This window comes from Lelliottia jeotgali, assembly GCF_977070485.1.
In genome coordinates, this window is record NZ_CDRVFO010000006.1 from 38883 (window position 1) to 53370 (window position 14488).

15 protein-coding genes are annotated in these 14488 nt (G+C 62.0%); 9 read left to right on the forward strand and 6 right to left on the reverse strand.

Annotated elements, in window-relative coordinates; all coding sequences use genetic code 11:
- Positions 1-6 precede the first annotated feature (6 nt).
- A complete protein-coding gene (radC, locus tag ACW4TB_RS10555) occupies positions 7-687 on the reverse strand; it encodes a RadC family protein (protein ID WP_012312136.1) in 681 nt (226 codons plus the stop codon).
- Between the two features lie 130 nt (positions 688-817).
- Between radC and coaBC the strand changes: the two genes are divergently transcribed.
- The 4 genes from coaBC to argB all read left to right on the forward strand — a co-directional run bounded on the left by coaBC (position 818) and on the right by argB (position 4935).
- A complete protein-coding gene (coaBC, locus tag ACW4TB_RS10560) occupies positions 818-2029 on the forward strand; it encodes a bifunctional phosphopantothenoylcysteine decarboxylase/phosphopantothenate--cysteine ligase CoaBC (RefSeq protein WP_012312135.1) in 1212 nt (403 codons plus the stop codon).
- A 5-nt stretch (positions 2030-2034) separates the two neighbouring features.
- On the forward strand, positions 2035-2490 hold the full coding sequence (gene dut, locus ACW4TB_RS10565; RefSeq protein ID WP_012312134.1) for a dUTP diphosphatase: 456 nt from the start codon (positions 2035-2037) through the stop codon (positions 2488-2490).
- 120 nt (positions 2491-2610) lie between these two features.
- Entirely contained in the window at positions 2611-3999 is a 1389-nt protein-coding gene (locus tag ACW4TB_RS10570) for a phosphomannomutase/phosphoglucomutase (RefSeq protein WP_455842976.1), read from the forward strand.
- A gap of 30 nt (positions 4000-4029) precedes the next feature.
- A complete protein-coding gene (gene argB / locus ACW4TB_RS10575) occupies positions 4030-4935 on the forward strand; it encodes an acetylglutamate kinase (protein ID WP_012312132.1) in 906 nt (301 codons plus the stop codon).
- Between the two features lie 80 nt (positions 4936-5015).
- On the opposite strand, the gene pyrE is transcribed toward argB, so the two are convergent.
- Entirely contained in the window at positions 5016-5657 is a 642-nt protein-coding gene (pyrE, locus tag ACW4TB_RS10580; protein ID WP_455828337.1) for an orotate phosphoribosyltransferase, read from the reverse strand.
- 80 nt (positions 5658-5737) lie between these two features.
- Here pyrE and ACW4TB_RS10585 point away from each other — a divergent pair, with 80 nt between their 5' ends.
- Positions 5738-6517 carry an exodeoxyribonuclease III gene (locus tag ACW4TB_RS10585; protein ID WP_012312131.1) on the forward strand — a complete coding sequence of 260 codons (780 nt, stop codon included), beginning with the start codon at positions 5738-5740 and terminating at the stop codon, positions 6515-6517.
- A gap of 61 nt (positions 6518-6578) precedes the next feature.
- Here the strand turns inward: ACW4TB_RS10585 and rph are convergent, their stop codons facing one another.
- Complete coding sequence (gene rph / locus ACW4TB_RS10590) at positions 6579-7301, reverse strand: ribonuclease PH (protein WP_012312130.1); 723 nt, start codon at positions 7299-7301, stop codon at positions 6579-6581.
- A gap of 239 nt (positions 7302-7540) precedes the next feature.
- Here rph and ACW4TB_RS10595 point away from each other — a divergent pair, with 239 nt between their 5' ends.
- Together ACW4TB_RS10595 and gmk are read left to right on the forward strand one after the other, a co-directional pair.
- The gene (locus ACW4TB_RS10595; RefSeq protein WP_455842969.1) at positions 7541-8392 is read left to right on the forward strand and encodes a YicC/YloC family endoribonuclease; all 852 of its coding nucleotides are present in this window, start codon (positions 7541-7543) and stop codon (positions 8390-8392) included.
- A 13-nt stretch (positions 8393-8405) separates the two neighbouring features.
- Positions 8406-9026 carry a guanylate kinase gene (gene gmk, locus ACW4TB_RS10600; protein WP_254466935.1) on the forward strand — a complete coding sequence of 207 codons (621 nt, stop codon included), beginning with the start codon at positions 8406-8408 and terminating at the stop codon, positions 9024-9026.
- Positions 9027-9113: 87 nt separating this feature from the next.
- On the opposite strand, the gene ACW4TB_RS10605 is transcribed toward gmk, so the two are convergent.
- The 3 genes from ACW4TB_RS10605 to ACW4TB_RS10615 all read right to left on the reverse strand — a co-directional run bounded on the left by ACW4TB_RS10605 (position 9114) and on the right by ACW4TB_RS10615 (position 12903).
- Entirely contained in the window at positions 9114-10652 is a 1539-nt protein-coding gene (locus ACW4TB_RS10605; RefSeq protein WP_279930202.1) for an APC family permease, read from the reverse strand.
- Positions 10653-10766: 114 nt separating this feature from the next.
- Positions 10767-11516, reverse strand: coding sequence for a gamma-glutamyl-gamma-aminobutyrate hydrolase family protein (locus ACW4TB_RS10610; protein ID WP_012312126.1), 750 nt, complete (start codon positions 11514-11516; stop codon positions 10767-10769).
- 4 nt (positions 11517-11520) lie between these two features.
- Complete coding sequence (locus ACW4TB_RS10615) at positions 11521-12903, reverse strand: glutamine synthetase family protein (protein ID WP_012312125.1); 1383 nt, start codon at positions 12901-12903, stop codon at positions 11521-11523.
- 205 nt (positions 12904-13108) lie between these two features.
- On the opposite strand from ACW4TB_RS10615, the gene ACW4TB_RS10620 reads away from it, so the two are divergent.
- Both ACW4TB_RS10620 and rpoZ read left to right on the forward strand, forming a co-directional pair.
- Positions 13109-13981, forward strand: a complete 873-nt coding sequence (locus tag ACW4TB_RS10620; RefSeq protein WP_254466933.1) for a LysR family transcriptional regulator — start codon at positions 13109-13111, stop codon at positions 13979-13981.
- Positions 13982-14184: 203 nt separating this feature from the next.
- A complete protein-coding gene (gene rpoZ / locus ACW4TB_RS10625) occupies positions 14185-14448 on the forward strand; it encodes a DNA-directed RNA polymerase subunit omega (RefSeq protein WP_012312123.1) in 264 nt (87 codons plus the stop codon).
- Positions 14449-14488: the final 40 nt, after the last annotated feature.

The following is a 14488-nucleotide window of genomic DNA, read 5'->3' on the forward strand; positions in this document are numbered from 1 at the left end:
CAGCCACTAAGCGACAATCCACCCCTGCTCCACCATCGACAGCGGCTCCCCATCACCCACGATAATGTGATCGAGCACCCGCACATCGATCAGCGCCAACCCCCGCTTCAATGCAAGCGTCATGTGCACATCGTCCTGGCTCGGCTCACTATTACCCGAAGGATGGTTGTGGCAGAGAATCAATGCCGCAGCGTTATGCATCAACGAACGGCGCACCACTTCCCGCGGATAGATGCTGGCCCTGTCGATCGTCCCTCTGAACAGGATTTCGAAAGCCAACGGCCGGTGTTTGCTATCCAGAAACAGACAGCCAAATACTTCGCTAGGCTCATGACGCAGCATGGCTTTCAGGTATCTGCGCACCGCAGAGGGGCTCTCCAGGGCGCAGTCGCGCTCGATCGAGGTGGCAAGGTTGCGCCGCCCGATCTCCAGCAGTGCCTGCAATTGGCCATACCGCACCGGCCCAAGCCCGAGCTCACCCACGAATGCGTCCCTGTCAGCTTCAAGCAACTGGCGCAAGCCGCCGAACTTGACGAGCAGCCCTCGCGCCAGCTCCACGACGTTGCGGCCGCGCACGCCAGAGCCGAGAAACACAGCCAGCAATTCGGCATCCGAAAGGCTGCCCACCCCTCGCTGCATCAACTTTTCCCTGGGCCGCTCCTCGGCTGGCCACTCGCTTATCTTCATTGCATCTCCTTTGCGCTCTGCTGCGACACGTTTAGGCCCTGTGTTAATCTATTTCGCCTCGTACATGCGACGTTCTGCCGCAGGCAATCCTGTTCGTCGCTGCCCGCTCTCTCTGGAAAAAGGCAAGCCTATGCAGCGGCTGTATCGCAAGCGCATCGTTCTCGGCGTCGGGGGCGGCATTGCCGCCTACAAGAGCGCCGAGCTGATTCGCCGACTCCTGGAGCACGGCGCGCAAGTGCGCGTCGTCATGACCCGTGGTGGTGCTGAATTCATCACCCCGCTGACCCTGCAGGCGCTTTCCGGCCACCCGGTACACATGGATCTGCTCGACCCTGCAGCCGAAGCGGCCATGGGCCACATCGAACTGGCCAAATGGGCCGACCTGGTACTGATCGCCCCCGCCACAGCCGACCTCATGGCGCGCATGGCCCAAGGCATGGCCGACGACTTGCTGACCACCCTGGTACTGGCCACCGACGCCACCGTGGCCGTGGCTCCGGCCATGAACCAGGCCATGTGGCGCGACCCGGCGACCCAGGCCAATCTCGACCTGCTCAAGACCCGTGGCATCCAGGTGTTCGGGCCGGCTTCCGGCAGCCAGGCCTGCGGCGACGTGGGCCTCGGCCGCATGCTCGAAGCTACCGACCTGGCCTGGTGCGCCGCCGAGAGCTTCAAGCGCCAGGCGCTCACCGGTAAGCATGTGCTGATCACCGCCGGCCCCACCCAGGAAAACATCGACCCGGTGCGTTACATCACCAATCATAGCTCCGGGAAGATGGGCTTCGCGCTGGCCGAGGCCGCCGCAGAAGCCGGTGCCCGGGTGACCCTCGTCACGGGACCTGTGCACCTGCAGACTCCCGATCGGGTCAACCGTATCGACGTGGTCAGCGCGCGGGACATGCTCGCAGCCTGCGAGGCGGCCATGCCGTGCGACCTTTTCATCGCCTCGGCAGCGGTCGCGGACTACCGCCCGGAGGTCGTTGCCACACAGAAACTCAAGAAAGATCCTACGACCGGCGACGGCATGCTGCTGCAGATGGTGCGCAATCCCGATATCCTTGCCACCATCGCTGGCCGCACCGACCGCCCGTTCAGCGTCGGCTTCGCCGCCGAGACCGAACATTTGCTCGATTACGCCACGCGCAAGCTCAAGGACAAGAACCTCGATCTGATCGTCGCCAATGATGTGGCCAACCCCAGCATCGGCTTCAACAGCGAGGAAAATGCCCTGACCGTGATCGACCGCCAGCAGCATCAAACCCTCTTCGCGCAGACCAGCAAAGGCAAGATTGCCCGGCAACTGGTCGCCTTCATCGCCGAACGGCTCAACCAGGTTCAATAAGTTACATGCACGCTCTTCAAGCCAAGATCCTCGACCCACGCCTGGGCAGTGAATTTCCGCTGCCGCAATACGCCACCCCTGGCTCCGCCGGCCTGGACCTGCGCGCCCTGCTCAAAGAGGACACCGTCCTGGAGCCGGGCCAGACCCTGCTGATTCCTACCGGCCTGTCGATCTACATCGGCGACCCGGGCCTGGCCGCGATGATCCTGCCACGCTCGGGCCTGGGCCATAAGCACGGCATCGTGCTGGGTAACCTGGTCGGCCTGATCGACTCGGATTACCAGGGCGAGCTGATGGTGTCGTGCTGGAACCGTGGTAACACGCCATTCACCATCGCCGTTGGCGAGCGCATCGCCCAGCTGGTGCTGGTACCGGTGGTGCAAGCGCATTTTGAAGTCGTCGAGGCCTTCGATGAAAGCCAGCGCGGCACCGGCGGTTTCGGCCATTCCGGCAGCCACTGAGCAGACCGGCGACCGTTCAGGCCATGGATGGCGAACTCTCTGATGAAACCACCGTCCAAGCGTTCAGTTTGCGCCTGCCCAGAAAGCCTTTGACTAATGGAGCTTCCAGAGATGAACGACATGGCCCACCTGGTCCCCGCACTGCCCGACAGCATTTTCCGCGCCTATGACATCCGCGGGGTGGTCGGCAAGACCCTGCACGCCGAAACCGCTTACTGGATCGGCCGCGCCATTGGCGCGCAGACGCTCGCCCAAGGCGAGCCGCAGATTTCTGTTGGCCGCGACGGCCGCCTGTCCGGCCCGATGCTGGTCGAGCAGCTGATCAAAGGCCTGGCCGATGCCGGTTGCCAGGTCAGCGATGTTGGCCTGGTGCCGACCCCAGCACTGTATTTTGCCGCCAACGTCCTTGCCGGCAAGTCCGGCGTGATGCTCACCGGCAGCCACAACCCTTCGGATTACAACGGTTTCAAGATCGTCATCGCTGGCGATACCTTGGCCAACGAACAGATCCAAGCCCTGCTGACTCGCCTGAAAACCAACGACCTGACCCGTGGCGAAGGCAGTGTGGAGAAAGTCGGGATCCTCGAGCGCTACTTCCAGCAGATCGTCGCTGACGTGAAGCTGGCGAAAAAGCTCAAGGTGGTGGTGGACTGCGGCAACGGCGCTGCCGGCGTTATCGCGCCGCAGCTGATCGAAGCCTTGGGCTGCGAAGTCATCCCGCTGTTCTGCGAGGTGGATGGCAACTTCCCCAACCACCACCCGGACCCGGGCAAGCCTGAAAACCTGGAAGACCTGATCGCCAAGGTCAAGGAAACCGGTGCCGATATCGGCCTGGCCTTCGACGGCGACGGTGACCGCGTTGGGGTAGTTACCAACACCGGCAGCATCGTTTACCCCGACCGCCTGCTGATGCTGTTCGCTCAGGACGTGTTGGCGCGTAACCCGGGGGCTGAGATCATCTTCGACGTAAAATGCACCCGCCGCCTGACACCGCTGATCGAGCAACACGGCGGCCGCGCCCTGATGTGGAAGACTGGTCACTCTTTGATCAAGAAGAAGATGAAGCAGACTGGCTCTTTGCTGGCCGGCGAAATGAGCGGGCACATCTTCATCAAGGAGCGCTGGTACGGTTTCGACGACGGTATCTACAGCGCGGCACGCCTGCTGGAGATCCTCAGCAAGGCCGACCAGGACGCCGAAAGCCTGTTTGCCGCATTCCCGAACGATATTTCCACGCCTGAAATCAATATTGATGTGACCGACGAGGGTAAATTCAGCATCATTGATGCACTGCAACGCGACGCCGACTGGGGCCAAGCCTGCCTGACCACCATCGACGGTGTGCGGGTCGACTATGCCCAGGGCTGGGGCCTGGTTCGCGCCTCCAACACCACTCCGGTGCTGGTGCTGCGCTTCGAGGCCGAAAGCGACGCCGAGTTGCAACGTATCAAGGATGTTTTCCGCGCCCAGTTGCTGCGGGTTGCCCCTGAGCTGCAACTGCCGTTCTGACCGACTATCTGTTCCTTACAGGAGCCCTGCATGACCCTCGATCGCGATGCCGCTTCCCATGTAGCCGAGGTTTTGTCCGAAGCACTGCCTTACATTCGCCGTTTTGTCGGCAAGACCCTGGTGATCAAGTACGGCGGCAACGCGATGGAGAGCGAAGAGCTCAAGACCGGGTTTGCCCGTGACATCGTGCTGATGAAGGCCGTGGGCATCAACCCGGTGGTCGTGCACGGCGGCGGCCCTCAGATCGGCGACCTGCTCAAGCGCCTGTCGATCGAAAGCCACTTCATCGACGGCATGCGCGTCACCGACGCGGCCACCATGGACGTGGTTGAAATGGTACTTGGCGGCCAGGTCAACAAGGACATCGTCAACCTGATCAACCGCCACGGCGGCAGCGCCATCGGCCTGACCGGCAAGGACGCAGAGCTGATCCGCGCCAAGAAGCTCACCGTGAGCCGCCAGACGCCGGAGATGACCCAACCGGAAATCATCGACATCGGCCACGTCGGCGAAGTGGTCAGCGTCAACACCGACCTGTTGAACATGCTGGTCAAAGGCGACTTCATTCCGGTGATCGCGCCAATCGGCGTGGGCGCCAACGGTGAGTCGTACAACATCAACGCCGACCTGGTGGCCGGCAAGGTGGCCGAAGCACTGAAAGCCGAGAAGCTGATGCTGCTGACCAACATCGCTGGCCTGATGGACAAGCAAGGCCAGGTCCTGACCGGCCTGACTACCGAGCAGGTGAACGAACTGATCGCCGACGGCACCATCTACGGCGGCATGCTGCCGAAGATCAAGTGCGCGCTGGAAGCCGTCCAGGGTGGCGTGAACAGCTCGCACATCATCGATGGCCGCGTGCCGAATGCGGTGCTGCTGGAGATCTTCACCGACAGCGGCGTGGGCACCTTGATCACCAACCGCAAGCCACGCTGATCGCTGGCGATAGGGCCGTAAAAGGCAGCAGATAAAAAAGGCGACCCGCAAAGGTCGCCTTTTTCATTACCGACCCGCAATCAGATCCCGTACTGCGCCCGATAGGCTTCGACCGCCGGCAGATGCTGCTTGAGCTGCGGATCATCGGCCAGGAACTCCAGCACCTGGGTCAGCGAAACGATGCTGACTACTGGGATACCGAAGTCACGCTCCACTTCCTGGATCGCCGACAGTTCGCCATTGCCGCGCTCTTCGCGGTTGAGCGCGATCAGCACGCCAGCGGCCTTGGCCTGCTGGGCATTGATGATCTGCATGACCTCGCGGATGGCAGTGCCAGCGGTGATCACGTCATCGATGATCAGGACGTCACCGGCCAGTGGCGCGCCGACCAGGCTGCCGCCTTCGCCGTGATCCTTGGCTTCCTTGCGGTTGAAGCACCACGGCACGTCCAGCTGATGTTGCTCGGCCAGGGCCACGGCGGTGGCCGCTGCCAGGGGGATACCCTTGTAGGCCGGGCCGAACAGTACGTCGAACGGGATCTTGCTGTCGACGATGGCCGCCGCATAGCAACGCCCCAACTGAGCCAGGGCAGAACCTGTGTTGAACAGGCCGGCATTGAAGAAATACGGGCTGGTACGCCTCGATTTCAGGGTGAATTCACCGAAGCGCAGAACGCCGCGATCGATGGCAAAACGGATGAAGTCGCGCTGATACGGCTGCATGGAAAGTCCCGGACACCACGGATTTAGCTAAATGGGTTGAGCTCGGGTATCATACACGCACGAGATTTTTGGGGCCATTTATGCGGATCATCAGTGTGAACGTAAATGGCATTCAGGCTGCAGCCGAGCGTGGATTGCTCAGCTGGTTGCAAGCCCAGAATGCCGACGTCATCTGCCTTCAGGATACCCGCGCCTCGGCCTTTGAACTCGACGACCCAGCTTTCCAGCTCGATGGCTATTTCCTTTATGCCTGCGACGCGGAGGTACCCGCCCAAGGTGGCGTGGCACTGTACTCGCGCATGCAGCCCAAGGCAGTCATCACCGGCCTGGGCTTCGAGACAGCCGACCGCTACGGGCGTTATCTGCAAGCAGATTTCGACAAAGTCAGTATTGCCAGCCTGCTCTTGCCTTCGGGCATGAACGGCGACGACGACTTGAACCAGAAGTTCAAGTTGATGGACGACTTCGCCAAGTACCTGGACAAGCAGCGGCGCAAGCGTCGTGAGTACATCTATTGCGGCTCGTTCTACGTGGCGCAGCAGAAGCTCGACATCAAGAACTGGCGTGACAGCCAGCAGTCGCCAGGCTTCCTGCCGCCTGAGCGTGCCTGGATGGATGCGATCACTGGCGACATGGGCTACGTGGATGCCCTGCGCGAAGTCAGCCGTGAAGGTGACCAGTACAGCTGGTGGCCGGACAACGAGCAGGCCGAGATGCTCAACCTGGGCTACCGGTTCGACTACCAGATCCTCACCCCGGGCCTGCGCCGCTTCGTGCGCAATGCCCGCCTGCCGCGTCAGCCGCGCTTCTCGCAGCATGCGCCGCTGATCGTCGACTATGACTGGACGTTGACCATCTGAGCACTGTTCAGATACGAAAAAGCCGACATCGATGTCGGCTTTTTCGTACCTGCAGGATCAATCAGTCGGCCAGAGCGACCTGCTGCAGTTCGAAGATCTCGTTCATGCCCTTTTGCGCCAGCGCCAGCATGGCGTTGAAGTCTTCGGGCTGGAACGGCGCACCCTCTGCAGTGCCCTGCACTTCGATGAAACCACCGGCACTGGTCATGACCACGTTCAGGTCGGTCTCGGCAGCGGAGTCTTCCAGATAGTCCAGGTCGAGTACGGCTTCGCCCTGGTACATACCAACCGACACGGCGGCGATCATGTGCTTGAGCGGATTGCCGGCCTTCAGGCCACCACGTTTCTTGATCACTGCCAAGGCATCGACCAAGGCGACCATGGCGCCGGTGATCGACGCGGTGCGGGTGCCGCCATCGGCCTGGATCACATCGCAGTCGACGTACAAAGTGATGTCACCCAGCTTGCTCATGTCCAGCGCTGCGCGCAGCGAGCGGCCGATCAGGCGCTGGATTTCCAGGGTGCGACCACCCTGCTTGCCACGGCTGGCTTCACGCTGGTTACGCTCACCGGTGGAGCGCGGCAGCATGCCGTACTCGGCGGTCAGCCAGCCTTGGCCCTGGCCTTTGAGGAAGCGCGGCACACCGTTTTCAACGCTGACCGTGCAGATGACCTTGGTGTCACCGAACTCGACCAGTACCGACCCTTCGGCGTGCTTGGTGTAGTTGCGGGTGATGCGGATCGAGCGGAGCTGATCGGCGGCGCGACCACTTGGACGTTTCATCTGGGATACCTGTACTGGGACTTTGAATCTGCCCGGCATTATAAAGCCCGTAGCCCAGTGAGGACATGCTTATCGTCGCGCCGCGCACAGCCTGTCGCCTTTTCCCACCGGCCGATGAGGGCTCTGTAACATGGGCGGATTGGGCGCCAAGGGCGCACTGCGCTACAATCCTGCGCCTTGCAGCCGAAAGGCTTTCCCGTTCACATCATCTACGCGAGGTACTCCCCATGGTGCACAGCATGACCGCTTTTGCTCGTGTCGAGCGCGCAGGCAGCCAAGGCACCCTGGTCTGGGAACTGCGCTCGGTCAACCACCGCTACCTTGAACCTCACCTGCGCCTGCCCGACGCTCTGCGCGACCTGGAAGGGGCTGTGCGTGAGGGGCTGCGCCAAGGGCTGTCACGCGGCAAGGTAGAATGCACCTTGCGCCTGCACGAAGACAGCAACGGCAAACCACTGAAGGTCGACCGCGAGCGTGCGGCGCAACTGGTTGCGGCCGCCGAAGAAGTGGCCGGCCTGATCAAACAGCCGGCACCGCTCAACCCGCTGGAAGTGTTGTCCTGGCCGGGTGTGCTGGTGGCCGACGCCAGCGATCCTCAGGCGCTCAATGCCGAAGCCGTGGCACTGTTCGATGAGGCCCTGGCCGAACTGAAGGCCGGGCGCCTGCGCGAAGGCCAGGAGCTGGCACGCCTGATCAACGAGCGGCTGGACAGCATGGCTACCGAGGTCACCACCCTGCGTGCCCTTGTACCGCAGATGCTGGCAGCACAAAGGCAAAAGATCATCGACCGCTTCGGCGACCTCAAGGCTGAGCTAGACCCGCAACGGCTTGAGCAGGAGATGGTGTTGCTGGCACAAAAGAGCGACGTTGCAGAGGAGCTGGACCGCCTCAGCACACACGTTACTGAAGTACGCCGGGTGCTCAAGTCCGGGGGGGCCGCCGGCCGGCGCCTGGACTTCCTCATGCAGGAGCTCAACCGCGAGGCCAATACCCTGGGCTCCAAGGCCTTCGACCCGCGTAGCACGCAAGCGGCGGTCAACTTGAAGGTACTGATCGAACAGATGCGTGAACAAGTACAGAACATCGAGTAAGGCCACCCCTACCATGAACCACAGCAGCGGCACCCTATATATCGTCTCGGCCCCGTCAGGTGCCGGCAAGACCAGCCTGGTCAACGCCCTGATCAAGGACGACCAACGCGTCAGCGTTTCTGTCTCGCACACCACGCGCGGCAAGCGCCCGGGCGAGGAGCACGGCGTCAACTACCACTTCGTCAGCCATGACGAATTCAAGGCGCTGATCGACAAGAACGACTTCCTTGAACACGCCGAAGTGTTCGGCAACTTCTACGGCACCTCGCGTAGCACGCTGCAGCAAGTGCTGGACCGGGGCGATGACCTGATTCTGGAAATCGACTGGCAAGGCGCCCGTCAGGTGCGCGAGCTGATGCCCGAAGCCCGTTCGATCTTCATCCTGCCGCCGAACCTGGAGGCGCTGCGCCAGCGCCTGGACGGGCGCGGGCAGGACAGCGATGAGATCATTGCCGGCCGCATGAAAGAGGCCGTCAGCGAGATGCAGCATTACGACGAGTACGAGTACGTCATCATCAACGATGACTTCGATGTGGCGCTGGAGGAGTTGAAGGCCGTGTTCCGCTCGAACCGTTTGCTGCTGAGCAAGCAGCAGGAGCGGCACGGGGTATTGCTCAAGCAGTTGATCGGCTGAAGATAGAGATAGTTGGGGCCGCTTTGCGGCCCTTTCGCGACACAAGGCCGCTCCGGCGGGGTTGGGGCGCAAAGCGCCCCCCCAGCATTATTCCTGCAGCTGCAGGGTCGCCTGCTGTCGCAGGGTAGCGCCCAGGAAGTAAGCCGGCGCGCGCATCCGCGACAGCATCATCAGCACTATCCCCAGTGCCGAAATGATCGCCGCAATCACGAACACCAACCCCACGCCAGCCACATGCGAGCCACTGCCGAAATCCGGCGACGCGCTGTCGATGGCGGTGCGCACGAAGATCACCGACAGGATCACACCACCCAGCAGGGGGCACAGGCCACGCATGCAGAAGTGGCGCAGGCTGTCGAACAGGCTGTGGCGGAAATACCACACGCAGGCAAACGCGGTCAGCGAATAGTAGAAGCAGATCATCATGCCCAGGGCGGTGATGGTGTCCGCCAGCACGTTTTCGCTTAGGGTACGCATGGTCACATAGAACAGGCCCGCGGCAACGCCGGCACAGATGGTTGCGTAACGTGGCGTCTGCGAACGCGGGCAAACCTTGGCGAAGCGCTCTGGCACCGCACCGTAGTAACCCATGGCAAGCAGCGTGCGCGCCGGCGAGACGAAGGTCGACTGCAGCGAAGCGGCGGTGCTGGCCAGCACGGCGATGGACATCAGGATAGCCAGCGGCCCCATGACTGGCCCAGCCAGGTGGGCAAAGACGTTCTCCTGGATACGCGGGTTGTTCAGCCCCAGTCCTTGCTCGCTGATACCCGCGAATTGCAGGGTGGCGATGGCGGTGAGCAGGTACAGACCAAGAATCAGCAGCACGGTCCAGGTCGCCGCTTTGCCCGGCACCTCGTCGCTGCCGATCGATTCTTCACTTACGGTCAGGCACACGTCCCACCCCCAAAAGATGAAGATCGACAACGACAGGCCAGCAGCAAAGGCCGAGAACGACTCCACGCCGAAGGGGTTGAACCAGGCCAGGTCGAACTCCAGCGGCGCTGGCGCGGTGGTCTCACTGAAGGCGGCGAAGGCAAAGCCGATCAGCACCAGCAGTTGCAAGGCCACCAAACCATATTGCACGGTCATGGTGGTGGCCATGCCGCGACAACAGATCCACACCGCCATGGCGATGAACACGCAACAGGTAGTGATGTTGATCAGCAGGTTATCCGCCAAGGCAGCCAACGCCTGGTTACCGGTGACCTGAGCCAGGAACAGATAAAAGAAATCAACGGCCACCCCGGCCAGGTTGGACAACACGATGGTGGTGGCAACGACCAGCCCCCAGCCACCGATCCAGCCGATCATCGGGCCGAAGGCACGGGCCGACCAGGTAAAGGAAGTACCGCTGTCGGGCTCCGCCGCGTTCAGCTCACGGTAGCCAAGGGCGACCAGCAGCATGGGCAGGAAGCCGACGATGAAGACGGCCGGAAGGTGCTCGCCGACCTCCCGCACGGTGGGGCCAAGTGCCCCAGTCAGGGTATAGACCGGGGCGATTGTGGAAATGCCCAGCACCACGCTGGCCAACAGGCCAAGACGGCCTTTTGCCAAGCCTTTGCTGCGCTGAGTGCTGCCTGAATCGGCAACATCGGGTGGGCGGCCAGCTTCTGTGTAATTGCTCATGAGTATTTGCCGTAACTATTGGAATTGTTGTCACAGGCCCTGCGAACAAGGCGCTTTCACTCATTGAAAGCTTGCGTATCGGTATCAGTCATCCAAGACCTTCGGGTAACGACCCTACCGTGCAGCATGGGCAATGCAGGCCTCGCGGAACGCCTGGAACAGGCGCCTGGAGACCGGGTTTTCGGCAAAACGCCATTCCGGGTGCCACTGCACGCCAAGCACAAAGCCAGGCGCGTCAGGCATCGACACCGCTTCGATCAGGCCATCCGGGGCCTGTGCCTCGACGCGCAGGCCCGGGGCCAGGCGGTCGATGCCCTGACTGTGCAGCGAGTTGACCTCGAACTGCGCGGCCAGGCCCAGGCGCTCGAATACCCCGCCAGGCGTAATGCCGACAGGATGACGAGGGCCGTATTGCACCTCCAGGGGTGCGTCCTCAGGTTCACGGTGGTCCAGGTAGCCCGGCAGCTCGTGCACGCGCTGGTGCAAGCTGCCGCCGAGGGCCACGTTCAATTCCTGGAAACCACGACAGATACAGAACACCGGCACGCCGGCGGCAATGGCCGCCTGCAACAGCGGCAAGGTCAGGCGGTCACGTGCAAGATCGTGCCGGGTACCTTCCGCGCTGGGGGCGCCATTGTAATGATGCGGCTCGACATTTGAAGGCGAACCGGTAAAAAGAATGCCATCGAGCCGTGCCAGTAACGCCTGCGTGTCGCTGCCTCCGTCGCGGGCCGGCAGGATCAGCGGGAGCCCGGCAAAGCCGGCCGCCTCGACATACTTGTCGCCCACCGTGTGCGACGAGTTCTTCCCTACCTGCTGACGGCAGGCGCTGACACCGATCAAGGGGACCGCAAATGCGCTCATGGGCTTACACCGTGTGCAGGTACCAGTTGTACTCGAGGTCGGAGATCGATACTTCGAACTCGGCCAGCTCACTTTCCTTGCAGGCCACGAAGATATCGATGTAGTCCGGGCTTATGTATTGGTTGAGGACTTCGCTGTCATCCAGCGCGCGCAGGGCATCACGCAGGTTGTTCGGCAGGCTTTGCTCCAGCTGCTCGTACGAATTGCCCTCGATCGGCGCACCAGGCTCAACCTTGCTGGTCAAGCCGTGGTGGATACCAGCGAGGATCGCCGCGAGCATCAGGTAGGGGTTGGCATCGGCACCGGCCACGCGGTGTTCGATGCGCACGTTTTCGCTGCTGTCAGTCGGTACGCGGACAGCCACGGTACGGTTGTCCAGGCCCCAGCTCGGCGCGTTCGGCACGTAGAACTGCGCGCCGAACCGGCGGTAGGAGTTGACGTTCGGGCACAGGAAGGCCATCGACGCCGGCATGGTCTCAAGCACGCCACCAATGGCATGGCGCAGAGCGTCGCTGTGCAATGGGTCTTCATGGGCAAAGATGTTCTTGCCGGTTTTCTTGTCGAGCAGCGAAATGTGCACGTGCAGACCGTTGCCCGCCTGGCCCGGGTAAGGCTTGGCCATGAACGTGGTGTCCATTTCATGGTCGTAGGCGACGTTCTTGACCAGGCGCTTGAGCAGGATCGCGTAGTCGCATGCCTTCAGTGGATCGGCAACGTGGTGCAGGTTGACTTCGAACTGCGCCGGCGCGCTTTCCTTGACGATGGCATCGGCCGGCAGGCCCTGCTCCTTGGCTGCTTCCAGCATGTCCTGCAGGCAGTCGACATATTCGTCGAGATCGTCGATGAGGTAGACCTGTGTCGACTGCGGACGCTTACCCGAAGTGGGTGAGCGCGGCGGCTGCGGACGACCGTTGAGGTTGTCCTGGTCGATCAGGTAGAACTCCAGCTCGAACGCGGCACAGATGTCCAGGCCCAGGTCATCGAACTTGCTCACCACCTGGCGCAGCACTTCGCGCGGGTCGGCGAAGAACGGCTCGCCCTCGAGCTCGTGCATGGTCATCAGCAACTGGGCAGTCGGGCGCTTCTGCCAGGGTTCGTTGCAGAGCGTGCCGGGGATCGGGTAGCAGATCCGGTCGGCATCGCCGATGTCCAGCCCAAGCCCTGTGCTTTCAACGGTCGAGCCATTGATATCCAGGGCGAACAACGATGCCGGCAGGTTGATCCCCTTTTCGTACACCTTGTGCAGGCTGGACCGCTCGATGCGCTTGCCGCGTACCACGCCATTCATGTCGGAGATCAGCAGATCGACGTACTGAGTGTCCGGATGGGCCTGGAGGAAGTCTTTCATCTCGCTGGAAGAACTGGCGCACGGGGTGACCGACGTCATGGTGTACATCCTTTGATGTGCTGCGGCGATGTGGGGATACGGCTGGCGCCTCACGGGCGACGATGGTTGCAGCTGTTGTTTTTTTAACTTTCCCATCGTGGGGATTGGTTACCCGACCGGGCGCATTGATTCCCGGGGGCAGTTCCACTATAAAATGGCCTCAACGCAACAGACATTGGCATTTCGGCAAGTAGAGCGTGCACCAATGCAATATCAGATCACCCACGCCGACCTCTCCCTGGTGCTGGCCCTGGAGCGCGGGCGCTCACTGGCCAAGGCCGCCGAACTGCTCAAGGTCGATGTTTCGACCGTGTTCCGTTCGATTCGCCGGCTTGAGTCGGCACTGGGCACCGCACTGTTCGTCAAGAGCCGCAAAGGCTACCTGCCGACCGACACCGCCCAGGCCCTGGCCGAGCAGGCCGAACGTGCCGAGCAGGCTCTGGATGCTGCGCGCATCGCCATGACCAGTGGCGAGCAAGTGGTGAGCGGTACCGTTCGTCTGACGTGCACAGAGGCGGTGATGCACAGCCTGCTACTGCCGGCACTGGCCGAGTTCATGCCCAATTACCCGGCACTGTCGCTGGAGATGGGCACGTCCAACACCTTCGCCAACCTCAGCAGGCGCGATGCCGACATCGCCCTGCGCCTGACCAATACCCCGCCCGAGCATCTGGTCGGCCGTTGCCTGGGTTCGACGTCCTATGTGATCTGCGGCCAGCCGCAATGGCGCGAGCGCCTGAGCGAGTCCCACAACAGCGTGCCATGGATAGCACCGGACGACTCCATGCAGGACCACCCCACGGTGGTCTGGCGTAATCAGCAGTACCCCGGGCTGAGCCCGCGCTACCAGTGCAGCAGCATGTCGACCATTGCACAGCTGGTAAGCACGGGGCTGGGTGTTGCGGCGCTGCCCGACTACATGGTCCATGCGCTACCTGGCGTCGAGGCGCTGAGCGGACCGCTGGCCGGTTGCGACACCCAACTGTGGCTGCTGACCCGGCCCGATTGCCGGGCCTTGCGCTCGGTGCAGACATTGTTCGAAGAGCTGACCCCAAGGTTGCGCGGCGCGATGTTGTGAGATACAAGATGAAGGCGTCTGTCGCGGCCCTTTCGCAGCGGTTCGGCACCCCGGCAAGCCCGCGTCCACAGGGTGAGGGATGCAGGCCTGATGGGGTATACGGCAAAACAGCGCTTCCCTATTGGCTGGTGATTTTTTAAACTATCGAGTCCGCCTGCCCATATTGGGCTGCACGCCCATCGCATTTGCTACTGAGGAAGACCATGGCCCGCGTAACTGTTGAAGACTGCCTGGAACACGTGGATAACCGTTTTGAGCTGGTCATGCTCTCGACCAAGCGCGCCCGTCAGCTGGCTACCGGCGGCAAAGAGCCACGCGTAGCGTGGGAAAACGACAAGCCAACCGTCGTTGCCCTGCGTGAAATCGCAGAAGGCATCGTCACCAACGAATTCATTGCCGCTGAAGAGATCGTCACCGAGGATCCGGTCTTCGCCGCGTTCGAGGACGAGTCCAACGAGGCTGTCTGATCCATGCCTGGTCGACGTCGCGCGGCACAAGGCCCTCTTC

Coding starts and splice junctions, on each gene's coding strand:
- coaBC (WP_012312135.1), top strand. CDS start 818: ATGCAGCGGCTGTATCGCAAGCGCATCGTTCTCGGCGTCGGGGGCGGC.
- ACW4TB_RS10615 (WP_012312125.1), bottom strand. CDS start 12,903: ATGACGTCGGTCACCCCGTGCGCCAGTTCTTCCAGCGAGATGAAAGAC.
- gmk (WP_254466935.1), top strand. CDS start 8,406: ATGAACCACAGCAGCGGCACCCTATATATCGTCTCGGCCCCGTCAGGT.
- ACW4TB_RS10605 (WP_279930202.1), bottom strand. CDS start 10,652: ATGAGCAATTACACAGAAGCTGGCCGCCCACCCGATGTTGCCGATTCA.
- argB (WP_012312132.1), top strand. CDS start 4,030: ATGACCCTCGATCGCGATGCCGCTTCCCATGTAGCCGAGGTTTTGTCC.
- ACW4TB_RS10570 (WP_455842976.1), top strand. CDS start 2,611: ATGGCCCACCTGGTCCCCGCACTGCCCGACAGCATTTTCCGCGCCTAT.
- rpoZ (WP_012312123.1), top strand. CDS start 14,185: ATGGCCCGCGTAACTGTTGAAGACTGCCTGGAACACGTGGATAACCGT.
- ACW4TB_RS10610 (WP_012312126.1), bottom strand. CDS start 11,516: ATGAGCGCATTTGCGGTCCCCTTGATCGGTGTCAGCGCCTGCCGTCAG.
- ACW4TB_RS10620 (WP_254466933.1), top strand. CDS start 13,109: ATGCAATATCAGATCACCCACGCCGACCTCTCCCTGGTGCTGGCCCTG.
- rph (WP_012312130.1), bottom strand. CDS start 7,301: ATGAAACGTCCAAGTGGTCGCGCCGCCGATCAGCTCCGCTCGATCCGC.
- radC (WP_012312136.1), bottom strand. CDS start 687: ATGAAGATAAGCGAGTGGCCAGCCGAGGAGCGGCCCAGGGAAAAGTTG.
- dut (WP_012312134.1), top strand. CDS start 2,035: ATGCACGCTCTTCAAGCCAAGATCCTCGACCCACGCCTGGGCAGTGAA.
- ACW4TB_RS10585 (WP_012312131.1), top strand. CDS start 5,738: ATGCGGATCATCAGTGTGAACGTAAATGGCATTCAGGCTGCAGCCGAG.
- pyrE (WP_455828337.1), bottom strand. CDS start 5,657: ATGCAGCCGTATCAGCGCGACTTCATCCGTTTTGCCATCGATCGCGGC.
- ACW4TB_RS10595 (WP_455842969.1), top strand. CDS start 7,541: ATGACCGCTTTTGCTCGTGTCGAGCGCGCAGGCAGCCAAGGCACCCTG.